The sequence below is a fragment of the Streptomyces sp. LaPpAH-108 genome (assembly GCF_000373625.1).
Lineage (GTDB): Bacteria > Actinomycetota > Actinomycetes > Streptomycetales > Streptomycetaceae > Streptomyces.
On the sequence record NZ_KB891993.1, the window covers coordinates 735381 to 759918 of the forward strand.

Below are 24538 nucleotides of genomic sequence, written 5' to 3' on the forward strand. Positions count from 1 at the left end.
GAGTCCAGTGGCCCCAGGCGGAAAGCTGCGCGGCTCGGCGCTCGTCGGCCTCGTCGTCGCCGTACTCCTGCTGCTGTCCCTGCTGTCGGTCTCGCTGGGCGCGCTGAGCGTCCCGCTGGACCAGGTGGTCCACGCCCTCCTCGGCCACGCGCCCAACAGGACGGTGGACAACGTCATTTGGGAGGCGCGTCTCCCGCGCACCCTGCTCGGTCTGACGACGGGGGCCGCGCTCGGTCTGTCCGGGGCGCTGATGCAGGCGCTGACCCGCAATCCGCTGGCCGACCCGGGCATTCTCGGGGTCAGCGCGGGGGCGTCGTTCGCGATCGTCGTCGCGGTGGGCGTGTTCGGGCTCTCCTCGCTCTACGGCACCGTGTGGTTCGCGTTCGCCGGGGCGCTCGCGGCCAGCGTCCTCGTCTACTTCCTCGGCAGGCTGGGCCGTTCGGGGGCGACCCCGGTGAAGCTGGCGCTCGCGGGCGTCGCCATCACCTTCATGCTCTCCTCGTGCACGAGCGCGATCGTGCTCACCGACCCGGACGCGCTGGACCGCTACCGCTTCTGGTCGGCGGGTTCGCTGGCCGATCAGGACTGGGGCGACCTGGTGAGCGTGCTGCCGTTCCTCGCCGTCGGCGCGGTGCTCGCGCTGGCCTCGGCGCCCGCGCTCAACAGTCTCGCCCTCGGGGACGACGTGGCCGCCTCGCTCGGCCGCCGCCTCGGGCTGGTGCGGCTCCAGGGCGTGACGGCGGTCATGCTGCTGACCGGCGCCTCGGTGGCCGTGATCGGCCCGGTGGTCTTCCTCGGTCTGGTCGTCCCGCACCTCGCCCGCGTGCTCGCCCAGGCGGCCGGTATCGGCCCCGACCACCGCTGGCTGCTGCCGCTGTCGGCGGCCATCGCGCCGATGCTGCTCCTGGCGGCGGACATCCTCGGCAGGCTCGCCGCCCGGCCGACCGAGATCCAGGCGGGCGTCCTGGTGGCGTTCGTCGGCGGCCCGTTCTTCATCGCCCTGGTACGGCGCCGCAAGCTCGCGGAGGTCTGAGGATGCCCGCCCACCCCACCGCCACGGCGATCCCGGCGCCGCCCGTCCGGCGCGGAAGGCCCTTCCGCCTCGCGGTGCCGCCCGTCTCCGGCGTGCTGCGCCCGCGGCTCCTCCTGACCGGCGTGCTGGTCGGCGCCGCCGCCTTCCTGCTGTTCTGCTGGGGGCTGACGCTCGGGGACTATCCGATCTCGCTGCCCGACGTGGTCCGCGCGCTCACGGGCGCGGGCGATCCGGGCACGGTGATCGTCGTCCAGGATCTGCGGCTGCCGCGCGCGCTGACCGGGCTGCTCGCCGGGATCGCGTTCGGGGTCTCGGGCGCGGTGTTCCAGACGATGACCCGCAATCCGCTGGCCAGCCCGGACATGATCGGGCTGACCGAGGGCGCGGGCACGGCGGTCGTGGCGGCGGTCGTGCTCGGCTGGACCGGCGGGCTCGGGCTGCAGACCCTGGGGCTGCTCGGCGCGCTGGCCACCGCCGCCGTCGTCTATGCGCTCGCCTGGCGGGGCGGGGCCACCGGGTACCGGATCATCCTGGTCGGCATCGGGGTGTCGTGGATCTGCACCAGCGCGACCGACTTCCTGGTGGCGCGCGGCAACCGCTTCGAGGCCCAGGAGGCGGTCGGCTGGCTGGTCGGCAACCTCAACGGCCGCACCTGGGAGCAGGTGGACACCCTCGCCGTGGCGATGGCGGTGCTGCTGCCGGTCACGCTGGCGATGGGCCGCTGGATGCGCACGCTCCAGCTCGGGGACGACGTGGCGGCCGGGCTCGGCACGCCGGTCCAGCCGGTGCGGCTCGCGCTGCTGGTGACCGGGGTGGGTCTGGTGGCCTTCGCGACGGCCGCGGCCGGTCCGGTGGCCTTCGTGGCGCTGTCCGCCCCGCAGATCGCCCAGCGGCTTGCCGCCACCGACTCGCCGCCCCCGCTCGTCTCCGGTCTCACCGGCGCCCTCGTCGTCCTCGGGTCCGACCTGATCGCCCGGGAGGCGATCCCGGGTACGGAACTGCCCGTGGGGATCGTCACCGGTGTGCTCGGCGCCCCGGTCCTGCTCTGGCTGCTCATCCGCGCCAACCGCGCGGGCTCAGGAGGCTGATCGCATGGCATCCACCGACGCGCGCACCCCGCTGACCGAGAAGGTGGCCCAACCCGGGCAGCACGAGCCGAGGTTGACCGCGCACGATCTCCATCTCGCCTACGACGGACGGGCGGTGGTGGAGGGCCTGGACCTGGCCGTGCCGACCGGCCGGATCACGGCCATCGTGGGCGCCAACGCCTGTGGGAAGTCGACCCTGTTGCGGGCGCTCGCCCGGCTGCTGGCCCCGCGCCAGGGGGCGGTGGAGCTGGACGGCGCCGCCCTGCGCTCGATCCCCACCCGTGAACTCGCCCGCAAGCTGGGCATCTTGCCGCAGACCCCGGTGGCCCCCGAGGGGCTGACCGTGCTGGACCTGGTGAGCCGGGGCCGCTCCCCGCACCAGACGTGGTGGCGGCAGTGGTCGAAGGCGGACGAGGAGGCCGTGCACGGGGCGCTCGCGGCGACCAGCCTGACCGGCCTCGCGGACCGCCCGGTGGACGAACTCTCCGGCGGCCAGCGGCAGCGCGCCTGGATCGCCATGGCCGTCGCCCAGGGCACCCCCGTACTCCTCCTGGACGAGCCGACCACCTATCTGGACCTCGCCCATCAGATCGACGTGCTCGACCTGATCACCGACCTCAACCGGCGCGAGGGCCGCACCGTGGTCATGGTGCTGCACGACCTCAACCAGGCGTGCCGGTACGCCGATCACGTCATCGCCATGAAGGGGGGCCGGATCGTCGCCGAGGGTCCTCCGGCCCAGGTGGTGACCGAGGAGACCGTCGAGGACGTCTTCGACCTACGCTGCCGGATCACCACCGACCCGGTGAGCGGCACCCCGCTGGTGATACCGATGGGCCGCCACCACGCGGACTCCAAGGAGCCCGCGACGGCGGCGGACTGACGCTCACTCAGAAAGCCTCAGACCGGGGTCACTCGGGCCGCGAGGTGAGGTAGCCCCCCATCGTGCGGAAGTAGTCGGTGGCGGCCAGCTCGGTGCCGTCCTCCGTCCGCACCCGCCGCACCAGCAGCCCGTGCCCCTGCCCGCTGTGCGCGTCCGGGCCCGCCACGACCACCACGCCGTCGCCCTCGCGGATGAAGATCCGGCCCGGGGTGCCGCCGTAGCGCCTCTCGGAGACGGCGGCCGACACGATCCGCAGCCGCTCGCCGCGGTGGAAGGCGTACGCGTTCGGGTACGGGTCGGACTGCGCCCGCACCAGCCGCTCCAGGCGCTCGGCGGGCCAGCTCCAGTCGATGCGGCTGTCCTCCAGGGAGCGCTTGTGGAAGAAGCTGGCTTGGCTGCGGTCCTGGGGCCGCCAGCGTCCGGCGTCGGCGCCGGAGGCGATCAGGTCCAGTGCCTCGCGCACCACGGGGGCGATGAGGTCCACGGTCAGATGGAAGAGGTCGGTCGCGGTGTCGGCCGGGCCGACGGGGACGGCGCGCTGGATCAGGATGTCGCCCGCGTCGAGTTCGCCGTTCATGCGGTGCGCGGTGACGCCGACCCGCTCCTCGCCGTTGATGAGGGCCCAGATCAGGGGCGAGAACCCGGCGTAGGAGGGCAGCAGGGAGTCGTGGATGTTGAGCGTGCCGTGCGGGGGCAGGTCGAACAGCTCCGGGGGCAGCCAGGTGCGCCAGTTGTTGGCCACGATGATGTCGGGGCGCGCCTCCCGCACGGCGGCGAGGACTTCCTCGTCGTCGGGGCGGTTGCGCAGCAGCACGGGTATGTCGTGCTTCTCGGCGAGTTCGGCGACGCTGTCGTCCCAGATTTTCTCGTACGCGTGCTCACTGGCCGGATGGGTGAGGACGAGGACGACCTCGTGACCGGAGTCCAGCAGCGCCTGGAGCGTGCGGTGGCCCCAGGTCTGATAGCCGAACATGGCGACGCGCATGAGGATCTCCTCTTCGACGACTCCGTTGCTAGGTAAGGCTAACCTTATCTAACATGTGGCTGCCTGAGGGAGGCGATGCCACGGTGAAGTCACCTCGCACGGAGTTCGACGTCGTCCATGATGTCCTCGGAATCGGGTTCGGTCCGTCAAATCTCGCACTGGCCATAGCGATTGAGGAACACAACGCGGGCCGCCCGGAGGGAGAACGCCTCACCGCCCGCTTCCTGGAACGTCAGCCGCGCTTCGGCTGGCACCGGGGGATGCTCATCGACGACGCCACCATGCAGGTGTCGTTTCTCAAGGACCTGGTCACCCTGCGCAATCCGACCAGCGACTTCAGCTTTCTCTGCTTCCTGCGCGAGCGCGGCCGGCTCATCGACTTCCTGAACCAGAAGACGCTGTTCCCGCTGCGCGCCGAGTTCCACCAGTACTTCGAGTGGGCCGCCGACCGGGTCGGCCATCTCGTCGGCTACGACAGCGAGGTGACGGCCGTCGAGCCAGTGCGCGACGAGGCCGGCACGGTCGCGTACTTCGACGTGCACTGCCAGGACCCGGAGCGTCCGGGCCGTACGGTCCGGTACCGGACGCGCAACATCAGCGTGGCGATGGGGCTCGAGCCGCATGTGCCGCCCGGTCTGGAGCTGGGCGAACGGGTCTGGCACAACAGCCAGTTGATCCCCCGCGTCGCCGGACTCGGCGCCACCGGGGCGCCCGTGCGCCGGGCGGTCGTGCTCGGTGCCGGGCAGAGCGCCGCCGAGGCGGTGGACTTCCTGCACCGCTCCTTCCCGGACGCGGAGATCTGCGCGGTCTTCGCCAAGTACGGCTACACCCCGGCCGACGACAGCCCGTTCGCCAACCGCATCTTCGACCCGGAGGCGGTGGACCTGTACTTCGGCGCCCCGGCCGAGGTGAAACAGTCCCTGTTCGACTATCACCGCTCCACCAACTACTCCGTGGTGGACATGGAGTTGATCGAGGCGCTGTACGCGACCTCGTACCGCGAGAAGGTCGCGGGCCGCGAGCGGCTGCGCTTCCTCAACGTCTCCCGGGTGCGCGACGTACGGCCCCGGTCCGGCGGCGACGCGCTGGACATCAGCGTGGAGTTCCTGCCGACCGGTGAACACGAGACGCTGGAGGCCGATGTGTTCGTCCTCGCCACGGGGTACCGGCCGCGCGATCTGACCGCGCTCCTCGGGGAGTCGGCCAAGCTCTGCCTGCGTGACGACGGCGACGCCCTGCGGGTGGGCCGCGACCACCGGGTGGCGACGGCACCGGAGGTCACCGCCGGGATCTACCTCCAGGGCGGCACCGAGCACACGCACGGGCTGACCAGCACCCTGCTGTCCACGACGGCGGTCCGCGCGGAGGAGATCCACCGCTCCCTGCTCGCGGGGCGGGCACCCGCCTGACGCCCGGCGCTCCGCCACCCGTGACACCCCCGGCACCGGCTCACCCGGGGGTGCCCACCCACCGCTCCACCGGCGCCTTCTCGACACTCCCGCGCCCGCCGAACGCCGCCACCAGCGCGTCGGTGTCGGTGATCACGGCACAGGTCGCGGCCAGCCACCGTACGGCCATCGCATGCTCGGCGGCCGTACGGTCGGCCACCGCGTCGGCGGCGACGAAGGGCTCCAGATCCTGCATCCAGGCGTCCGCGGCGGTGAGCAGTATGTCCGTCGCGGCGGCGACCCCGGCGACCACCAGCTGGTCGCGGCCCAGCTCGGTCAGCCGTGCGCGCAGCCGGGTACCGGCGAAGGCGCTGCACCGCTTCCCGGTGAACAGGCTGTCGCCGGGCCGGGGTTGGACGGCGTCGACGACACCGCGTCCCGGCTGGACGGCACCCTGCTCCGGCACCCGTACCGCGTAGACGACGGGCACGCCCGCGTCCCGCGCGGCCCGGACCAGCCGCTCGGTGCGGGCGACGAACCCGGAGCCGTCCGCCACGGGACAGCCGCGTACGTCACGGACGAGGAGCACGGCCCGGCGCACCTCCAGACACCAGGAGGGGCCGCCACCGGGCTCGGGCGTCCCACCAGGGCCCGCACCGGCGGACACATCAGGGAGTTGGGCGGGTCCGGACAGCGGGACGGCATCGGCGGACGGGATCGCTCCGGACGGCATCACGGTCTCGGGGAACGGGAACGGCATGGGCTTCGCCTCTCGCGGTCGGCTCGACGGGTCGCACCCCGCCCTCGGGTACGGCCGCGTGTCGACGCGCCCGGGTGTCGCCGGGCGGGGCGAAGCCGGTCGGGGCCGCCGCGCGTTCCGGTGCCGAGGGGCACCGCCACACCTTCCGCATCCGGCGGTCGTGCCGCCGTCCACCCCGTGCGGCGCGCGCATCGGCGCACGCCGTCCACGGCTCCGCTCCGGAGACGAGAACCCAAGTTAGGGTACCCTAAGTATGCGCGCGGAACGGCGAAGCGCAAGCTCCCGCGCTCAGGCCGGTCCGTGGGTCCAGCGACCGCCGAGCATGGTCGCGAACACGGGCATCGCGCGCAGGGTCGTCAGGTCCGCCTCCCGCGGGTCCACGTCCGTGACCACCAGGTCGGCGGGGTCGCCCACCCTGACCAGCCGCCTGCCCCGGGCCGAGGCGGCGAGCGCGGCGGCCAGGGGCACGCGCTGCTCGGGGTGCCAGGCCGGGCGCTCGTCCCCGGTGCGGCCGACGGCCGACGCGATGCCGAGCCAGGGGTCCAGCGGCGAGACCGGCGCGTCCGAGCCGAACTCGAGCCGGGCCCCGGCCGCGAGCAGGTCCCCGTAGGCGAACGCGCGGTCCGTGCGGCCCGCCCAGTGCCGGTCCGCGATGTCCCGGTCGTCGGTGGCGTGCCGGGGCTGGACGCCCGCCGTGACCCCGAGCGCGGCGAACCTCGGCAGGTCGGCGGCGCTGAGCAGCTGGGCGTGCTCGATCCGGCCACGGCAGCGCACCGCCTCGAAGGCGTCCAGGGCGACCGTGTTGGCGTGGTCGCCGATGGCGTGCACGGCCGGTTCGATGCCGTGGGCGGCGGCGCGGCGCATCAGCGCGACCAGCTCCTCGGTGCCGGTCTCCTGGATGCCGTGCGCCTCGGGGGTGTCCCCGAGTCCCGGGTAGGGGTCGCGGCACAGGGCGGTACGGGTGTTGAGCGAACCGTCCGTGAACAGCTTGAGCGGGCCGACGCGCACGACTCCCGCTCCCTCGTCGACGGGTGAGCCGGTGCGCAGCCCGCGCTCGATCGCCGCGTCCAGATACGACGGGTAGACGGCCGCGTCCACCCGCACCGGGAGCGGTCCGGCCGCGCTCCGCCGCGCCCACTCCGTGACCGTGTCGCCGTACTGGAAGTCGATGATCCCGGTGACCCCGCGCGCGGCGGCGGCCCGGCAGGCTTCCTCAATGCGGCGGTCGACGGTCTCGACGGGCGCCTCGGGCAGCGCGGCGAGGGCTTCCAGGCACTCGTGCTCGCGCAGCAGTCCGCTGGGGTGCCCCACCCGGCCGATCAGCGCGAGGCAGGCCGAGTTGAGCCACGCGGTGTGCAGATCCTGGCTGACCAGCGCGACGGGGACATGGGGGACGACCGCGTCGAGCACGTCCTTGTGCGGGGCGTCGGGCCAGAGCCCGTCCCGGAAGCCGAACCCGGTCAACACCCCGTCGTCCAGCGCCTCTTGGGCCCGCTCGCGGACGGCTTCGGCGACCGCGCGGGCCGAGTCGAGTCCGGACACGTCGAGCCGGGTGCGGGCGGCGGCCCACTCCCCCAGGTGCACATGGGCGTCCCAGAGGCCGGGCAGTACGGTACGCCCGGCCAGGTCGAACACCGGCTCACCGGAGGCGAGTTGGCGGCCCGCGTCCTCCTCGGCCCAGATCCCGGTGATCCGGCCGTCCGCGACCCGGACGCGGGCGAGCGGGCCTCCGGCGCCGAGCCGTACCCGGGCGAGCCACAGCGGCCCCGCCCCCGCGCCGGCCGTCGCGGTGGACACATCGGCGGTGCTCGTCATGGCGGCCTCCAGCGGAAAGACGGGACGTCCGGCCACCGCACCCTACTTAGGCATGCCTAACTCACGCCAGGGCGGCGGCCGTCTCGCGCGCGAAGACCTCGGGGTTGTCCAGCATGATGTTGTGCCCGCAGTCGGGGACGGCCACGACCCGCACCCCGGCCTCCTCCAGGGCCTCCGCACCGGGGAACGGGCCGTCGGCCTCGGGGTAGAGAAAGGTGCGCAGAATCGGCAGCTTCAGCAGCAGCTCACGCATCGTGGGGGTGGTGCCCCGGGTGAGCCGGACCGCGCTGCGGTGCAGGGCCGTGCGGTCGGCCAGGCGCATGGTGGACCACCAGTGCGGGCCCGCCGCCTCGCGGACCTGCTCCCAGCCGCCGTCCAGGAACTCCCGCTCCGAGAACGCGGTGATGCCCGAGCTGCCGGGGGCGCCGGGGACGGGCGTGATCGGGTCCAGGTTGGCGTCGATCAGGACCAGCCGGGAGACCAGTCCGGGATGGCGTGCGGCCAGGACGATCGCGACGGAGCCGCCCATGCTGTGCGCGATCAGCTCGGCGCCGCTCACCTCGGCGGAGGTCAGCGCGGCGGCCAGGGCGTCGGCGTGGGACTCCAGGCTGTAGTCGAAGTCCGCCGGGCGGTCGCTGAGTCCGTGGCCCAGCAGGTCGATCAGCAGCGAGCGGTGACCGGCGAGCAGGGGGTGCACGGCGGTCTCGGTGAAGTAGGCGGGCGAGGTGGCGCCGAGGCCGTGCACATAGACGCGCGGGGCGTCCCGGCCGGGCAGCTCGACCCAGCGCATGAGGTCCCCTCGGGGCGTGACGGCGGCGTTGCGCATGGTCTGCTCCTTGATCACGACGAACGGACGAGTGTATCCGCCCGCACGGACCGCCGGAGCAGCGGCAGGGCAGCTCACGACCCCCGGCAACGCCCCGTGGAGGAACCGCCGAAGGCCCCCTCAGCCCTGTCGCGGCAGCCGTACCACCTGGACGAAGAAGTCGTCGATCTGGCGGACCGCCGCGATGAACTGGTCCAGGTCGACCGGCTTGGTGACGTACGCGTTGGCGTGCAGCTTGTAGCTGCGCAGGATGTCCTCCTCCGCGGCCGAGGTGGTGAGCACGACCACGGGGATGTGGGACAGGTCCGGGTCGGACTTGATCCGCTCCAGGACCTGACGGCCGTCGTACTTGGGGAGGTTGAGGTCGAGCAGGATCAGGTCCGGGCGGGGTGCGTCCGCGTGCTCGCCCTGGCGGTAGAGGAAGTGCAGCGCCTCCTCGCCGTCCCGGACGACATGCAGGGTGTTGCCGATCTTGTTGTCCTCGAACGCCTCCCGGGTCATCAGCTCGTCCCCGGGGTCGTCCTCGACCAGGAGGACGTCGATGGGGGTGGCGGCGGGGGTCGTCATGTCAGGGCCTTTTCCTGGGAGTCGGCGCCGGTCTCGTCCGGGACGGGGGCGGCCGGGGGGAGGGTGAGGCAGAAGCGGGTGCCGTCCGTGCAGGCGGTGTCGAGCCAGATCCTGCCCCCGTGATGTTCCACGATCTTCTTGCAGAGCGCCAGCCCGATGCCCGTACCACCGTAGGCGTCCCGGCTGTGCAGCCGCTGGAAGATGACGAAGACCTTCTCCGCGAACTGGCCGGGGATGCCTATGCCGTTGTCCTTGACGCAGATCCGGACCATGCCGGGCTCGTCGGGGTCGGGTTCGCAGGTGACGGTGAGGTGTGGCACGCGTTCGGCATCGCGGAACTTGAGGGCGTTGCCCACCAGGTTCTGCCAGAGCATGGCCAGCAGGGTCGGGTCGCCGACGACCTCGGGCAGCGTGTCCGGCCGGTCGATGACGGCGCCGGACTCCTCGACGGCCGCGCCCAGGTTGGTCAGCGCCTTGTCCAGCGCCTGGTCGAGACCCACCGGCACGCGGGTGTCGTTGAGGCGGCCGACGCGGGAGAAGGTGAGCAGGTCGTTGATGAGGACCTGCATCCGCTTGGCGCCGTCCACGGCGAAGTCGATGTACTGCCGTCCCCGGTCGTCCAGTTGGTCGCCGTAGCGCTTCTCCAGGAGCTGGCAGAAGGAGGCGACCTTGCGCAGGGGTTCCTGGAGGTCGTGGGAGGCGACGTAGGCGAACTGCTCCAACTCGACGTTGGACCGGCGCAGTTCGACGGCCTGGGCGTCCAGGTCGGCGGTCTGCTGGGCCAGGGTGCGCTCCTGGTCGCGGGAGGCGTCGAGTTCGGCGACGATGCGCTTGCGCATGCCCTCCACGTCGTCGGCGAGCGCGACGAGGTCGGCGGGGCCGCTGCCGGTGATGACGTGGGCGAAGTCACCGCCCGACACCCGGCGGGAGGCAGTGCCCAGGATCTCCAGCGGGCGGGCGACCAGCATGCGCACGAGGAAGGCGAGGGCGATGCCGGTCAGCAGGAAGAGGGCCACCATGCCGCCGAGCACCGAGTTGCGCACGGTGCGTTCGTGGGCGATCTCGACGTGGCCCTCGCGGACGGAGCGGGCCAGGTCGGCGTTCTGCTTCGCCCACGTGGCGCGCAGCCGGTCGAAGTCGCGTCGGCCGCGTTCGGCAGTGGTCTTGTCGACGCGCTTCGGGTCGCCGGGGGTGACGGAGGCCGCCATCGGCTCGGCGTAGGAGCGGCGCCAGTCGGCGGCCTGCCGCTCGACGGCCTCCAGGTCCGCGAGCAGGTCGGGGCGGTCCCCGACGAGCTTGCGCAGCCGGGCGGCCGAGCGGGCCTCGTCGCTCTTGCCCTCGGTGTAGGGGGTGAGGAACTGCCGGTCGGCGGCGATCGCGTAGCCGCGGATGCCGGTCTCCTGGTTGACCAGGGCGGCCTGGAGCCGGTACGCCTCCGTCCGCGCGGGCTGGACGTGCCGGAGCAGCCCGTCGGTGGCGGCGGCCGTTCGGCCCAGCAGGTCGGCGCCGATCACGGTGCCGACCACCACGAGCAGGGCCATCAGCGCCAGCACCAGCTGGAACCAGCCCTGCACCGTCAGGCTGCGCCGGTGCGCGCCCTTGTCGTTCCTCACCGTGTGCTCCGACTCCGTTGGTGTCACTTCTAGTTCCAGCTCACATGAACGACGGCCACATCGTCCGCGAGTCCGCCGCGTTCCTCGGCGAGGCCCTCGGCGCGGTCGATCAGGGTGTCGACGAAGTCCTCGGCGGGCAGGGTGGCCGACTCCCGGGCGAGGGCCAGCAGCCCTTCCTCGCCGAGGCGTTCGGGGCCCCGGCTGACGTGTCCCTCGAACAGGCCATCGGTGAACAGCACCACGGACGCGCCCGGCGGCACCGGCAGTTCGGAGGTGGGCCACCCGGCCACGCCGGGGACCATGCCGAGCGCGGGTCCGCCGGGCACCTCCACCCAGTCCACCTCGGCGCCGGTACGGCGCAGCAGCCCGGGGTGTCCAGCCCGTACGACGCTGGCGCTGTGGGCGCCGGGTACGGCGGCCAGGCTCACCAGGGTGGCGAAGACCTCGTCCCGGGCGCGCTCGGCGACCAGCAACTCCTCCAGGCGGCCGACCTGTTCGGCGCCGGTGATGCCGCTGAGCACGAGGGTGCGCCAGGCGATGCGCAGCGCGACACCGAGGGCGGCCTCGTCGGGGCCGTGTCCGGAGACGTCCCCGACCAGGGCGTGGACGGCGCCGTCGGCGCTCTGCACGATGTCGTAGAAGTCGCCGCCGAGCAGGGCCTGGGCGCGGCCGGGGCGGTAGCGGGCCACCACGTCGACGCCCTCGGCGCGCAGCAACGGCCTGGGCAGCAGGCCGCGTTCGAGGCGGGCGTTCTCCCGGGCCTGCATCTGGCTGGCCTGGAGGGCGACGGCGGACTGCTCGGCCTGCTTGCGCTGGATCGCGTAGCGCACGGCGCGGCCGAAGAGTTCGGGTTCGACGCGGCCCTTGACGAGGTAGTCCTGGGCGCCCGCCGCGACGGCGGCGAGGCCGGTCTGCTCCTCGGCGAGGCCGGTGAGGACGACGACGGCCACCTGGTCGGCGTGCGCCTGGACCAGGGACAGGGCCTCCAGGCCCTGGGCGTCCGGCAGATGCAGATCGAGCAGGACGCAGTCGGGCACCTCGGCGGCGAGCACGTCCGCGGCCTCGGCCATCGAACGCACCCAGCGCAGGCTCATCTTGAGCGCACTGTCGGTGACCAGTTCCTCCACCAGGAGGGCGTCCCCGGGGTCGTCCTCGACCAGCAGCACCGACGGCTCCCGGCCGTCCCACTCCGCCTCGTCCCGTGCCGTCGGCACGAGCCGTGCGGCATCCGACCGCGACGTCACCATGGCCCTGCCCCTCCCACCCCTACCCCGTCGCCTACGCTCAGTGGACGCCGACCGCCAGGGGCCGAGCATACTCATCGCGCCCATCCGATGGTCACCAGTCCCCTATGCCCAGGGAGCGGGGAAAGTGATCCGGGCAATGGGCCGTGCGGCCACGTTTTTCGCGACGGTGCCGGAAAGCCGACCGGGCCTCCAGGACGTTCACCCGGGGTTCGCCGATGAAGCCGAGTGTCCGCCGCTCCGTGTGCGCGCCGACCAACCACCGCACCTCGGACACGGGTTGACAGCCTCTTACGCCGCCGGGGCCGCCCTTGGCGAGGCTCTTACGGCGACGACTCCGCAGGTCGGCTCCCCCGCTGGAGCCTCGCAGAGGTACGGCGCAGCTCGGCCGTGGTGGCGCCCACCGCGAGGACCGCGAGGACGCACAGCAGGCCGCCGCTGACGAGTGCCGTCGTGCCCGTGGTGACGGACGCGACGAGGCCGCCGCGCACGTTGCCGAGGTCGGGCCCGGCCTGGCCGACGATCTGTTCGGCGGCGCCGACCCGGCCGAGCAGTGCGCGCGGGGTGTGTGCCTGGACGACGGTGCCGCGGGCCACGACGGACACCGTGTCGGCGGCGCCCGCGAGGACGAGGCAGCCCAGGCCGAGCCAGGGGTCGGTCGCCAGCCCGAAGAGGATCAGGGCGGCGCCCCACGCGGCGGAGGCGACGAGCATGACCAGGCCGGGGCGCGGGCTCCGGGTGAAGGTCCCGGAGAGCAGGGAGGCCGCCACGCCGCCGACGGCGACAGCGGTGAGGAACAGTCCGAGTGTGCGCGGGTCTCCGCCGAACCGTTCCGCGTTGACCAGCGGGAACAGGCTGATCGGCATGGACAGCACGGTCGCGGCCAGGTCGGTGAGCAGGGCCCCGCGCACGACGGGGGTGCGCACCAGGAAGGCCAGCCCGTCCCGTACGCCGCGCAGTCCGGGCCTGGCGGGCTCGGCGTCGCCGTCCGGGCTCATCCGGGGCAGGCCGAGGGCGCCCAGGAGCGCGGCGAGGAAGGTGAGGGAGTCGATCAGATAGCACCCGCCGACGCCCACCCCGCTCACGAGCAGGCCGCCCAGCGCGGGTCCGGCCAGCATCGCGGCCTGCATGGCGATGCGCCGCAGGGCGAGTCCGGCCGCGCGCTGCGGCTCGGGCAGCAGGTGCGGGACGAACGTCCGCGAGACCGGCGCCCCTCCGGCGACGAAGCAGGACTGGAGGGCGACGAGGCCCAGGACTCCGGCGGGCGGCAGCTGCCCGAGGAATCCCTGGAGGGCGAGGAGCAGTGAGCAGAGGGCCTGGCCGCCGGTCGTCCACAGATAGAACCGGCGCCGGTCCACCCGGTCGGCCAGCGCGCCCGCGAAGAGCCCGAGCCCGACGAGCGGCACCGCCTGCGCCAGCCCGACGGCACCGGTCCACGCCGTGCTCCCGGTCAGCTCCCAGATCTGGAACATCACGGCGACGGCCGTCATCTGGCCGCCGAACCCGGACAGCGTCTGCCCCAGCCACAGCCGCCGGAAGGCGGGCGACGACCGCAGCGGGGTCACATCGAGCAGCACGCGTTCCAGGCCCATGACCGGCCAGTCTGCCCCAGCGGCAACCGAGTTCACGCCACCCGCCCCGAACCGGTCATCCCCTCCCCCGCCTCGCATGAGTCCGCCCATGCCGGGGCAGTCTGAGCAAGCCCGCCACATCCGCCCGAGAGGTGCCGAAATGCCCGACGACGACACCGACTTCGTACCGGCGAAGAGCGGACGGACCCTGAACGTCATCGGCGTCCACCTGTACGCGGAGGACCCGGAGGGCCGCGTCCTGCTCGGCCTGCGCCATCCCGACTCCGCCTACCAGGGCGGGAGTTGGCACTTCCTGGCCGGACACTGCGAGCAGGAGTCCGCCGTCGCGTGCCTGATCCGGGAGGCGTACGAGGAGGGCGGGCTGGTGATCGACCCCGCCGACGTGGAGTTCGCGCACGTGGTGCATCTGCGGGACGCCCCCGGGAGGCGACCCCGCATGCAACTGATCTTCCGCGTGAGCGAGTTGAAAAGCACCCCCGAGGTGCGAGAGCCCGACAAGTGCCTGGCCTGGCGCTGGTGGCCCCCGGACGCCCTCCCGGACCCGCTCGTCCCTTACGCCCGCGCGGCCATCGAGGGCATCCGCGCCGGACGCACGTACACGGAGCTGGGCTGGTGAGCCGGATGAACACCAAGTCGCGCTCCCGGAGCCGCCGTTGAGCACCGAACACCGTCACCGTCACACCGAGCCGGCGCGGCCGACAGTCCGAACCGCCCTTTCACGGAGGCCCGTTGAAACAGAAACCCCTCGGGAAGAAGGTCTGGCTGCCTCCGGAGGAGTACGCCGAGACGGTCATGAAGGCCACCGGTTTCGCCTGTGTCTTCTTCACCGACGAGCACGACCGGCCGCTGCAACTGCACGGCGTCTACAGCGCCACGCACCCCTGGCAGTTCCCGGGCGGCACGATGGAGCCCGGGGAGCGGCCGTGGGAGACTGCGGTCCGGGAGTGTGAGGAGGAGACCGGCATCCGGGTGGCCGGCCCGCCCCGGCTGCTGGCGACGGTGTTCGGACTGCCGGGCTCCCCCTGGCCGTACAGCACCATGGGGCTCGTCTTCGACGGCGGGCGGCTCGGCGCGGCACAGCTCCGGGGGCTCGTGCTGGACCCGGAGGAGCACGACGAGGCGCGGGTGCTGCCGCTCGCCGCCTGGCAACCGCTCATGCCGGTACGGGACTTCGCGCGGCTGAGCGCGGTGGTGGAGGCCCGCACCACCGGGGTGGCGGCCTATTTCGACTCATGGGACTGGGAGACCGAGTGAGCATCGTGCTGATGTCCGACGACCGGGTGGCCGGGATACCGGTCGAGGAGTGCGGGGAGCGGCTGATCGACGTCCGCACCGGGGACACGCTCCGCGTGGACGCCCGCCGCCGGGACGCGGCCGGAGCCTTCGCGCATCTGCGGGAGGGGGTCGTGGAACGGCTGCTGCACGCGCGGTCACTGCTGCCGGACGGGCTCGGCCTGCTGCTCGTGGAGGGGTACCGGCCTCCGGCCCTGCAGCGCCGTTACTTCGCGGACTACGCGGGTGAACTCGCCCGGGACAACCCCGACTGGCCGCCGCACCGGCTCCGCGCCGCCGCCAGCCGCTATGTCTCGCCCCCGGAGATCGCCCCGCACAGCGCGGGCGCCGCCGTCGACCTCACCCTAGTCGACAGCGAGGGCGTCGAACTCGACATGGGCACCCGGATGAACGCCACCCCGGAGGAGAGCGAGGGCGCCTGCTACACCGATGCCGCCAACATCAGCGACCGCGCCCGCGAGCACCGCGCCGTCCTCTCGGCCGCGCTGACCTCGGCGGGCCTGGTCAACTACGGTACGGAGTGGTGGCATTGGAGCTGGGGCGACCGCTACTGGGCCTATCGGACGGACCGGCCCGCCGCGCTGTACGGCCCGGTGGAACACCCGCAACTCCCCCCGGAGCACTGAGCCGATGACACCGCCCAGCCTGCTCGCCGTCTTCGCCCACCCCGACGACGAGTCCCTGGTCTGCGGCGGTGTCCTCGCCCGGCACGCGGCGGCGGGGGCCCGGGTGACGGTCGTGACCACCACCTGGGCCCCCGGCACCTATCGCGCCGACGAACTGGTGGACTCCGTACGGGCGTTGGGCGCCGAGCCGCCTCGCCTGCTCGGCTACGCCGACGACCGCGTCCCCGACTCGGCGCCGGGGCAGCCGCATTGGTGCGACGTACCGCTGGACGAGGCGGTCGCCCGGGTGGTGGCCGCCATCCGGGCCGCCCGCCCGGAGATCGTGCTCACGCACGACGCGTACGGCGGCCTCACCGGGCACCCGGATCACCGCCGCACCCACCAGGTCACCCTGCTCGCCGCAGCCGCCGCCGGACTCGGGGACCTCCACCCGGAGGCGGGCGAGCCGTGGCAGCCGAGGGCCGTGTACCTGGCCACCCACCCGGACACGGCACTGACCGACCTCGTCCCCCTGCTGGCCCGGGCCCGCAAGTCCGTCCTGGCCGTGCCGCAGCACCAGGTGAGCGCGGTGGTGGACGTACGCCCGTGGCGGGACCGGAAATGGGCGGCGATCCTGGCCCACCGCAGCCAGGTGGAGCGCGAACGCCCCCTCCCCGGCATCCTCGCCCGCCTCCCCGCCGCGACACGGCACCGGATCATCGGCACGGAGTACTACCTGCGGGTCGGCCTCGTCCCGGCCTCACCGCCCCTGACCGATCTGACGGCCTGAACGCCCCGAGGAACAGTCCCTCACCCGAGCGTGACCAGCCGCGCCCCGCCGTCCGCCTCCAGCACCGTCCCCGTCAGATTGCCGTTCGTCGCCGCGAGCGCCACCACCTCGGCCACCTCCTCCGCCGTGGCGACGTGCCGTACCGGCAGGGCTGCGGCGGCCTGGGCGAAGTAGCCCTGCCGCGCCTCCTCGGGGAGTCCGTCCCACCAGGGGGTGTCGACGAGCCCCGGGGAGACGGCGTTCACACGGATCGGGGCGAGTTCCACGGCCAGCGGCCGTACCAGCGCCTCGACCGCGCCGTTGACGGCGGCGAGGCCCGCGGTGCCGGGCATTCCGGTGCGGGCGCTGACGGCGCCGAGCAGGGTGATCGAGCCGTTCGGCGCCAGGTGCGGCAGGACCGCCTGGAGGGTGGCGAGGTGGGCCCAGAGCTTGGCGTCGAACGCCCGGCGCAGGACGGTGAGGTCCAACTCCGCGAGCGGGCCCGCGCCTTCGCCGCCGCTGGCCGCGAGGACCAGCCAGTCGACGGTGCCGATGCTCTCGGCGACGGCGCGGATCGCATCGCCGTCGGTGGCGTCGGCCCGGTGGCCGACGAGGACGGGATCGGTGGCGGCGAGCCCGTCGAGCCGTTCCTTGCCGCGGCCGACCACGTGCACGGCCGCGCCGCGCGCCGCCAGGAGGCGGGCCGTGGCGAGCCCGATCCCGGACGTGCCGCCGACCACCAGAGCTGTGTGCTGGGACATGAGCAGGTCTCCTCCGTGCGGGCCGTCGTCGCGACCCGCTAATTTCGAACCGTCGCGTCTCGATTAAGCTAGCCCCCATGGCCATGGACGAGCAACCCCCACCGCACGGCACCCCACCGCCCCCGCCCCGCCGGGGCCGCAAGCGCAGCGAGGAGAGCCGGACCGCGATCCTGGCCGCCGCCTACGCACTCGTCGCGGAGGCCGGATACGCCGACCTCACGATCGAGGGCATCGCGAGCCGCGCCGGCTGCGGCAAGCAGACGATCTACCGCTGGTGGCCGTCGAAGGCGCACGTCCTGCTGGAGGCGCTGGCGGCGAAGGCCGGGCTGTTCGTGTCCAACGCGGACCACGGCTCCTACGCGGCGGACCTGAGGGCGTTCCTGACGGACACCTTCGCGCTGAGCCGCAGAAGCCCGGTCGGCGACATCCTGCGGGTCCTGATGGCACAGGCCCAGATCGACCCGGAGTTCGGCAAGGTCTTCCGCACGGACCTGCTCCAGCGCCGACGGGACGCGCTCCAGGTGGTCCTGGACCGCGCCCGCGTCCGGGGCGACCTGCCGTCCGCTCCCGCCCCGGACACCGTCCTCGACCTGGTCTTCGGCGCCCTGTGGTACCGCCTGCTGGCCACCGGCCGCCCGGCGGACGACGCCCTCGTGGACGACCTGGTGGCCACCCTCGCCCGCGCGTGAGACACGCCGAACCCGCACACGAGACACCCTCGCCCGCGCGTGAGACACGCCCACCCGCGCCTGAGGCACCCTCACCCACGCGCTGGAGGCCGCCCGTCAGCCGTCGAGCCTGCGCACCAGCTCCCGCAGCACCGGCCCGTACTCGGCGTGGGACAGCGCGTGCGCCATCTGGGCCACCAGATAGTCGGCGGGGTTGCCGGTGTCGTACCACTCGCCCTGGATGACCTGGCCGTAGACCGCGCGATGGGCGGCGTAGGCGTTGAGGGCGTCGGTGAGGTAGACCTCGCCGACGGGCTTCCCCTGCCGTTCGGCCTCGTACCAGAGCCGGGTCCGCTCGCGGAGTTCGTCGACGATGCCGGGGGTGACGACGTAGCCGCCGATGGCCGCGTACGCGGACGGCGCGGTCTCCGGTTCCGGCTTCTCGACCAGGCCGGTGATGCGCAGCATGCCGTCGCCGAGGTCCTCCTTGACGACGGGGACGCCGTAGCGGCGCGAGTCGGCCGGGTCCATCGGGAGGAGGGCGAGGACGGGGCAGCCGGTCTGCTCGTAGGCGCGGATGAGCTGCTGGGCGCGGGGGACGTCGGCCACGAACACGTCGTCGGGCCACAGCACCAGGGCGGGTTCGTCGCCGAAGCTGCGGGCGGCGTTGAGGACGGGGGTGCCGTTGCCGTACGGGCCGTGCTGGTCGAGGTAGGTGATGTGGCCCTGCCGGGCCAGCTCCGCGACCTCCTCCACGGCGTCGGCGTAGGCGTCCTTGCCGTCGGCGCGGAGCTGGCGCACGAGCGCGGGGTTGGGGCGGAAGTGATCCTGGATCAGGGACTTGCCGCCGGAGACGACGATGGTGATGTCGGTGATGCCGGAGTCCACCAGCTCGCGCACGGTGTGCTCCACGACGGGCTTGTCACCGACCGGCAGCATCTCCTTGGGCGTGGCCTTGGTCAGCGGCAGCAGCCGCGATCCGAGCCCGGCGGCGGGGATCACGGCCCGGCGGATGGTGGGGGGCATCAGCGCTCCAGGGGTTGTTCCGAGGGGGTGTCACAGCAGGCACCGACGCTAACGAGGAAGGCTGTGGAGGGTTGACATCCCCCGCACAGGCCGGGGACAGGAGGGCTCCGCACGGACGGCACGCGAGGAGACCTCCGACATCAGGAAACCCCCATCAAACCCCTGATATCACCCCACACCCTGACATAGTTCCGCCATGCCTCTCCCCCGTCGCACCCTCCCCCTCCTCGTCCTGACCGGTACCGCCGTCGCCCTCACCGCCACCGCCTTCCTGGTCCTCGAACCGCGCTCCAGGACCCCGGGCGCCCATCCCGCCCCCGGCACCACCCGCACCGCCACCCGGCAGGCGGCCGACGTCCCCGCGCCCGGCGCGCCCGGCATCGGTGACCCGCTCGTGCCGCTGGACGGCAACGGCGGCTACACCGTCGACCGGTACACCCTCGACTTCGACTGGCGGGCGCCCCGCACGCCCTTCCCGGCCACCGCGACCATCGCCGCGACCGCCACCCAGGCCCTGTCCCGCTTCGATCTCGACTTCGCCGGGAACACGCTGGGCGCCGTCACCGTGGACGGCGCACCGGCGAGGACCGAGCGGAAGGGGGACGAGCTGGTCGTGACACCGGGACAGCCCCTCGCGCGCGGGCACCGGTTCACCGTGCGGGTGGCGTACACCGCCGACCCGACCCAGCGGCGCCACCGCGACGACGCGATCCAGGACTACGGCTGGGTGCCCACCGACGACGGCACGCTGCTGTCGCCCCAGCCCGACGGCGCCAAGATGATCTTCCCGGCGGACGACCACCCCAGCCTGCGCGCGCCGTACACCTTCCACGTCACCACCCCGCCGGGCATCACGGCCGTCGCCAACGGACGGCTCGTCAAGCGCGAGCCGCGGCCGGGCGGGCGGACCCGGTGGACGTACGACTCGGAGCAGCCGCTCGCCGCCCAGCTGGTCCAGCTGGCCATCGGCAGACTGACCGTCATCGACGGCAAGGGCCCGAACGGGCTGCCGGTGCGGGACGTGGTGCCGGACGGCCTGGTGGCCGACACCAAGGCGTACCGTTCGCTGACGCCGAGCCATCTGGCCTGGCTGGAGCAGCGGCTCGGGCCGTATCCCTTCCGCCGCTACGGCGTGCTCGTGGGCGCCGGTGACCTGCCCGTGGCGCTGGAGACCCAGTCGCTGTCGACCGTGCCGAGCGCCGATCTGCTGGGGGATCAGGTGACGGCCGAGCGCAACCTCGTCCACGAACTCACCCACCACTGGACCGGCGACAGCGTGGCGATCCGCCGCTGGTCCGACCTGTGGCTGAGCGAGGGTCACGCCCGGTTCTACGAACTGCTGTACGCCGACACCCACGGCGGCCGGAGCATGGCGGACATGATGCGTTCGGCCTACGAGCAGCACGACCAGTGGCGCCACGACGACGGCGCCCCGGCCGAACCGACCGAGGGAACGCTGTTCCGGCAGATCCGCTACGACGGCTCCGCGCTGGTCCTGTACGCCCTGCGGGAGGAGGTCGGCGCGGACACCTTCGCGCGGATCGAGCGCTCCTGGGTGACGGAGTACCAGGGGAAGACAGCGGGCACCCGAGACTTCGTCAGGCTCGCCTCGAAGGTGGCCGGGAAGGACCTGACAGCGTTTCTGGATCCCTGGCTGTACGGCGCGCACACCCCGCCGATGCCGGGTCACCCGGACTGGCACACGGACCCGGTGACGGAGGACTGAGCCGCCGTCCGCCGGGCGGGGCGCGACTGCCGCCGACCGGGTGGCCTCGGCGCGGGGGATGGTCCACGCGGTTGACGCTCGGCGCGACGTGGCGCGCGAGGCAAGGAAACGTACGAGGGGTGACGTGCAGGGCCAGCCCCTGTGCCCTGGTCGCATTCTCTGGCCACGCCGACCTCGTTGGAGCCTCCCGTATGAGAAAACGCGTCGCCCCCCGCGTCTCCGGTTATGTGCGCGGACACCGGCGAATCGTCTGTGTGAGCGCTTCGGCAGCACTGCTGCTGCCGCTGCTGCTGCTCGACCACTCGGACGACGGCGGCGGCCCGTCCGACAATCGTCTCCAGGACGACTACACCGCCGCCGCGGCCGAGTACCACGTGCCCCGCAGCGTGCTGATGGGCGTCTCCTACCTCCAGTCGCGGTGGGACTCGCACCCCGGCGTCGCGAGTGTCGTCGGCGGCTACGGCCCGATGCACCTGGTGGACTCCGCCGGACCCCCGCCCGAGCAGCCGCCGCACCATGTGACGCCCCGGCCCCAGACGCTGACGCCGAGTCCGGCCGCCTCCCACGGGACCGCCTCCCGGAACGCAGTCGGGCAGGCGGACCTGCGGCGGGCCGCCGGACTCCTCAAGCTTCCGCCGGAGCGGCTGCAGAAGGACGACGCCGCCAACGTGCGCGGCGGGGCCGCCCTGCTCGCCGAGACCCAGCGGGGGCTGGGCAAGCCGCTCAGCGCCGACCCGGCCCAGTGGTGGGAGGCGGTGGCGAAGTTCGCCGGGACGACCGACACGGCGCAGGCCGAGGCGTACGCCAACGACGTCTTCGACATCATCCGCAAGGGCGCGGACCGGGTCAACGACGCCGGGCAGCACGTGATCCTGGCCGCGAGCCCGCAGGTGCGCCCGCGCCCCGCCACCGCGCAGGGCGCGCAGCGCTCGAAGAACACCGAGTGCCCGCCGGAGCTGAACTGTTCCTGGCTGAGCGCGCCCTACGTCCGGATCAACGAGGACGCCTACGGCAACCACGACCTGGCGAACCGTCCCAAGGACCAGCGGATCGAGTACATCGTCATCCACGACACCGAGGCACCGCTGGCCTCGATGCTCGCGACCATCCAGGACCCGGAGGAGGCGTCCTGGCACTACTCCATCCGCTCCAGCGACGGTCATGTCACCCAGCATGTGAAGACCAAGGACGCGGCCTGGCACTCGGGCAACCAGTTCGTCAACGGCCGCTCGATCGGCATCGAGCACGAGGGCTTCCTGCGCCAGCCGGACGCCTGGTACACCGAGCAGATGTACCGGTCCTCGGCCCGGCTGGTGAAGTATCTGGCGAAACGTTACTCCATCCCGCTGGACCGGTGGCACATCTTCGGCCACGACAACGTCCCCTCGCCGACCGAGGGCAGCATCCCGGACATGCACGACGACCCGGGGCCCTTCTGGGACTGGCGGCACTACTTCGACCTGCTCGGCGCGCCGCTGAAGGCCACCGCGGGCCCGGACAGCGACATCGTGATGATCCTTCCGGACTACGGCAAGCACAAGCCGGTCTTCACGGGCTGCACCGAGAGCGGCGAGAGCTGCGCGCCGCACGGTTCCAGCGCCGTCCGGCTGCACACGGAGCCCTCCGAGGACGCGCCGCTGATCCAGGACCCGGGCCGCCGTCCCGACGGCGAGGACACCACGGTCGACGTGGACGACCTGGGCTCGCGGGTCTCGGCGGGCCAGGACTTCGCGGTCGCGGAGCGCAAGGGCGACTGGACGGCGATCTGGTTCCAGGGCCACAAGGCATGGTTCAAGAACCCGAAGAACCAGCCGACGGCGGTCGGCGCGCGCGGCCACATGATCACCCCCAAGGCGGGCCAGAGCGAGATCCCCGTCTTCGGCCGCGCGCTCCCGGAGGAGTCCGCCTACCCGGACGGCGTGGACGAGGCGCAGGAGGCCCCGCTGCCGTACACCATCAAGGCGGGCCAGCGGTATGTGACCGGGGCGCGGGTGTTCGGCTCGTACGTGGACCGCTCCTCCTTCCCGGACGTCCCGGCACCGGTCATCAAGGGCCAGGAGCCGTACTACGAGATCCAGTTGGACCACCGGCTCGCCTACGTCCGGGCGAGCGACGTGGACGTGATCTCGACACCCGGCGCGGCGGGCGCGCCCGCGCACGCGGGCCCGACACCCCAGCGCTGACCGCCACTTGAGGGCCGGCTTCGCCACCGGAGTCGGCCCTCACCCGTGAAGTACGCGTGCTGGACGTGCTGGTGGGGAGTCAGCAGACTGGAGCACGGGAGGAAGCGATGGCAGACGAAGAGGTCCCTCGCGTCCAGCTCACGCCGCAGGCGGCCGAGCTGGTGCGCACGCTGCGGGCCGAGCACGGTCCGCTGATGTTCCACCAGTCCGGCGGCTGCTGTGACGGCAGCGCGCCCATGTGCTACCTGGCCGGCGAGTTCCGCACGGGCGGCTCCGACGTCCTGCTGGCCGAACTCGTCGTGGAGGACGTGCCGGAGCCGGTGCCGTTCTGGATGTCCAGGTCCCAGTTCGAGGTCTGGAGCCATACGCGCCTGACCGTGGACGTGGTGCCGGGCCGGGGCAGCGGCTTCTCCCTCGAGGCACCCGAAGGGGTCCGGTTCCTGATCCGCTCGCACGTGGTCGAGAGCTAGCCGCGCCGTGAACCGCCGGTCGGCGGTGGCCGCCGCGTGCGGTGCGGTGTTCGCGCTGCTCACCGTGTTCGTGGCCCCTGCGGGGGCGGCTCCGGACGGCGGCTCGGTCGTACGGGGCGTGCGGTACCGGCAGTTCGACGTGGCCGGGGTGGCCGGGACCGCGCGGGTGCATCTGCTCACGGTCGACCTGGGCGACCGGCATGTCCGGGTCCGGCTGCTGCAGCCGGGCGCGGTGGCCGCGCGCGAGACCGTCTCGCGGCTCGCGGAGACGTCCGGGGCGGTCGCGGGGGTCAACGGGGACTTCTTCGACATCACCGAGACCCAGCATCCGGGTGTCGACGCCACGGGCGCGAGCGTGGGCCCCGCGGTCGCGGACGGACGGCCGATGAAGGCGGCGGTCCCGGCGGGCCAGCGGTTCGGACCGGCGCCGCCGCCCGGCACGACCGGGCGCGAGGTGTTCGGCGTGGGCGTCGACCGCAGGGCCCGGCCGGGACGGCTGCGGCTGGTCGGCTCGGTCCGCACAGCGACGGGCACGTTCCCGCTCGGCGCCCTCAATCAGTACGCACTCCCCCAGGACTCCATAGGCGCCTTCACCATGTGGTGGGGCACCGTCTCCCGGGCCCGCGCCGTGTGCGGCACCGACACCAACAGGGCGGCGGGCTGCGATACGGATGCCCGGGAGGTGACGGTGCGCGGCGGGCGGGTGGTGAGCGTGTCCGAGGGGCCCGGCGGGGGCCCGATCGACCGGGACACGACGGTACTGCTCGGGCGCGGCAGCGGGGCACGACAACTGGGCGGCCTGTCCGTGGGCGACCGGGTGCGGGTCCGGTACGGCCTGGTGGCGGGGTCGGTGCCGTACGCCTTCGCGATCGGCGGCTTCCCGGTCCTCAGCCGGGGCGAGCCGCTGCCCGGTCTGAACGGCACCGTCCCGGCCGTACGCACGGCGGTGGGCGTCACCCCCGGTGGCCGTCGGCTGCTGCTGCTCGCGCTGGACGGCTCGGCCGACTACCGGGCCGGTCTGACCCTCGCCGAGGAGGCCGCGGTGCTGCGGAAGCTGGGCGCGGCCGAGGGGTTCAACCTGGACGGCGGCGGGTCGACCGAGCTGGTCACCCGGGAGCGGGGCGGGGTGGTGATCCGCAGCCATCCGAGCGGCGGCGCGGAGCGGCCGGTGCCGAACGGGATCGGGGTGTTCGCGGTGCCGTGAGTCAACTCGGCCTGGGTGAACGGACTTTCGGGGCGCCCC

The 24538-nt window shown here is 73.2% G+C and carries 23 protein-coding genes and 1 pseudogene; 13 read left to right on the forward strand and 11 right to left on the reverse strand.

What is annotated here, in order from left to right; translation table 11 throughout:
* Positions 1-7 precede the first annotated feature (7 nt).
* The 3 genes from B079_RS0114680 to B079_RS0114690 are packed head-to-tail and all read left to right on the forward strand — an operon-like array spanning position 8 to position 3004.
* Complete coding sequence (locus B079_RS0114680; protein ID WP_018546575.1) at positions 8-1033, forward strand: FecCD family ABC transporter permease; 1026 nt, start codon at positions 8-10, stop codon at positions 1031-1033.
* 2 nt (positions 1034-1035) lie between these two features.
* Positions 1036-2121 (forward strand): FecCD family ABC transporter permease, encoded by a 1086-nt coding sequence (locus tag B079_RS0114685; RefSeq protein ID WP_018546576.1) that lies wholly within the window; start codon positions 1036-1038, stop codon positions 2119-2121.
* A gap of 4 nt (positions 2122-2125) precedes the next feature.
* Positions 2126-3004, forward strand: a complete 879-nt coding sequence (locus tag B079_RS0114690; protein ID WP_018546577.1) for an ABC transporter ATP-binding protein — start codon at positions 2126-2128, stop codon at positions 3002-3004.
* A 28-nt stretch (positions 3005-3032) separates the two neighbouring features.
* Here the strand turns inward: B079_RS0114690 and B079_RS0114695 are convergent, their stop codons facing one another.
* Positions 3033-3989 (reverse strand): methionyl-tRNA formyltransferase, encoded by a 957-nt coding sequence (locus tag B079_RS0114695; RefSeq protein WP_018546578.1) that lies wholly within the window; start codon positions 3987-3989, stop codon positions 3033-3035.
* 53 nt (positions 3990-4042) lie between these two features.
* Between B079_RS0114695 and B079_RS0114700 the strand changes: the two genes are divergently transcribed.
* Entirely contained in the window at positions 4043-5398 is a 1356-nt protein-coding gene (locus tag B079_RS0114700; protein ID WP_420705766.1) for a lysine N(6)-hydroxylase/L-ornithine N(5)-oxygenase family protein, read from the forward strand.
* Between the two features lie 40 nt (positions 5399-5438).
* Here the strand turns inward: B079_RS0114700 and B079_RS32095 are convergent, their stop codons facing one another.
* The 8 genes and pseudogenes from B079_RS32095 to B079_RS0114735 all read right to left on the reverse strand — a co-directional run bounded on the left by B079_RS32095 (position 5439) and on the right by B079_RS0114735 (position 13794).
* Complete coding sequence (locus B079_RS32095; protein ID WP_234016793.1) at positions 5439-6137, reverse strand: isochorismatase family protein; 699 nt, start codon at positions 6135-6137, stop codon at positions 5439-5441.
* A gap of 288 nt (positions 6138-6425) precedes the next feature.
* The gene (locus tag B079_RS0114710; protein WP_018546582.1) at positions 6426-7952 is read right to left on the reverse strand and encodes an amidohydrolase; all 1527 of its coding nucleotides are present in this window, start codon (positions 7950-7952) and stop codon (positions 6426-6428) included.
* Positions 7953-8013: 61 nt separating this feature from the next.
* Complete coding sequence (locus B079_RS0114715) at positions 8014-8778, reverse strand: alpha/beta fold hydrolase (RefSeq protein ID WP_018546583.1); 765 nt, start codon at positions 8776-8778, stop codon at positions 8014-8016.
* Positions 8779-8898: 120 nt separating this feature from the next.
* Positions 8899-9345, reverse strand: coding sequence for a response regulator (locus B079_RS0114720; RefSeq protein WP_018546584.1), 447 nt, complete (start codon positions 9343-9345; stop codon positions 8899-8901).
* Complete coding sequence (locus B079_RS0114725; protein ID WP_051095135.1) at positions 9342-10886, reverse strand: sensor histidine kinase; 1545 nt, start codon at positions 10884-10886, stop codon at positions 9342-9344. Before B079_RS0114725 ends, B079_RS0114720 begins: the two co-directional genes overlap by 4 nt.
* 101 nt (positions 10887-10987) lie before the next feature.
* Positions 10988-12205: a PP2C family protein-serine/threonine phosphatase gene (locus tag B079_RS0114730; protein WP_018546586.1), complete on the reverse strand. Its 1218-nt coding sequence runs from the start codon at positions 12203-12205 to the stop codon at positions 10988-10990.
* 91 nt (positions 12206-12296) lie between these two features.
* A pseudogene (locus B079_RS36555) lies at positions 12297-12482 on the reverse strand (potassium-transporting ATPase subunit C); the annotation flags it as partial.
* Positions 12483-12525: 43 nt separating this feature from the next.
* Entirely contained in the window at positions 12526-13794 is a 1269-nt protein-coding gene (locus B079_RS0114735; protein WP_018546587.1) for an MFS transporter, read from the reverse strand.
* A 139-nt stretch (positions 13795-13933) separates the two neighbouring features.
* Here B079_RS0114735 and B079_RS0114740 point away from each other — a divergent pair, with 139 nt between their 5' ends.
* From B079_RS0114740 to B079_RS0114755, 4 genes are all read left to right on the forward strand, one after another.
* Positions 13934-14410 (forward strand): NUDIX hydrolase, encoded by a 477-nt coding sequence (locus B079_RS0114740; RefSeq protein ID WP_018546588.1) that lies wholly within the window; start codon positions 13934-13936, stop codon positions 14408-14410.
* 113 nt (positions 14411-14523) lie between these two features.
* Positions 14524-15048, forward strand: a complete 525-nt coding sequence (locus B079_RS0114745) for an NUDIX domain-containing protein (RefSeq protein ID WP_018546589.1) — start codon at positions 14524-14526, stop codon at positions 15046-15048.
* Positions 15027-15713, forward strand: a complete 687-nt coding sequence (locus B079_RS0114750; protein ID WP_037801500.1) for a M15 family metallopeptidase — start codon at positions 15027-15029, stop codon at positions 15711-15713. The genes B079_RS0114745 and B079_RS0114750 overlap by 22 nt, the downstream gene beginning before the upstream one ends.
* A gap of 4 nt (positions 15714-15717) precedes the next feature.
* On the forward strand, positions 15718-16482 hold the full coding sequence (locus B079_RS0114755; protein WP_018546591.1) for a PIG-L deacetylase family protein: 765 nt from the start codon (positions 15718-15720) through the stop codon (positions 16480-16482).
* 20 nt (positions 16483-16502) lie between these two features.
* Here the strand turns inward: B079_RS0114755 and B079_RS0114760 are convergent, their stop codons facing one another.
* Positions 16503-17222 (reverse strand): SDR family oxidoreductase, encoded by a 720-nt coding sequence (locus B079_RS0114760; RefSeq protein WP_018546592.1) that lies wholly within the window; start codon positions 17220-17222, stop codon positions 16503-16505.
* 77 nt (positions 17223-17299) lie between these two features.
* Here B079_RS0114760 and B079_RS0114765 point away from each other — a divergent pair, with 77 nt between their 5' ends.
* On the forward strand, positions 17300-17911 hold the full coding sequence (locus tag B079_RS0114765; RefSeq protein WP_018546593.1) for a TetR/AcrR family transcriptional regulator: 612 nt from the start codon (positions 17300-17302) through the stop codon (positions 17909-17911).
* A 96-nt stretch (positions 17912-18007) separates the two neighbouring features.
* On the opposite strand, the gene B079_RS0114770 is transcribed toward B079_RS0114765, so the two are convergent.
* Positions 18008-18916 carry a UTP--glucose-1-phosphate uridylyltransferase gene (locus B079_RS0114770; RefSeq protein ID WP_018546594.1) on the reverse strand — a complete coding sequence of 303 codons (909 nt, stop codon included), beginning with the start codon at positions 18914-18916 and terminating at the stop codon, positions 18008-18010.
* 196 nt (positions 18917-19112) lie between these two features.
* Here B079_RS0114770 and B079_RS0114775 point away from each other — a divergent pair, with 196 nt between their 5' ends.
* The 4 genes from B079_RS0114775 (at position 19113) to B079_RS0114790 (ending at position 24499) form a co-directional block, all read left to right on the forward strand.
* Positions 19113-20642 (forward strand): M1 family metallopeptidase, encoded by a 1530-nt coding sequence (locus B079_RS0114775; RefSeq protein WP_018546595.1) that lies wholly within the window; start codon positions 19113-19115, stop codon positions 20640-20642.
* A 254-nt stretch (positions 20643-20896) separates the two neighbouring features.
* Positions 20897-22825, forward strand: a complete 1929-nt coding sequence (locus B079_RS0114780) for an N-acetylmuramoyl-L-alanine amidase (RefSeq protein WP_018546596.1) — start codon at positions 20897-20899, stop codon at positions 22823-22825.
* 107 nt (positions 22826-22932) lie between these two features.
* A complete protein-coding gene (locus B079_RS0114785; protein WP_018546597.1) occupies positions 22933-23295 on the forward strand; it encodes a DUF779 domain-containing protein in 363 nt (120 codons plus the stop codon).
* 7 nt (positions 23296-23302) lie between these two features.
* On the forward strand, positions 23303-24499 hold the full coding sequence (locus tag B079_RS0114790; protein WP_018546598.1) for a phosphodiester glycosidase family protein: 1197 nt from the start codon (positions 23303-23305) through the stop codon (positions 24497-24499).
* The last annotated feature ends 39 nt before the right edge of the window (positions 24500-24538 follow it).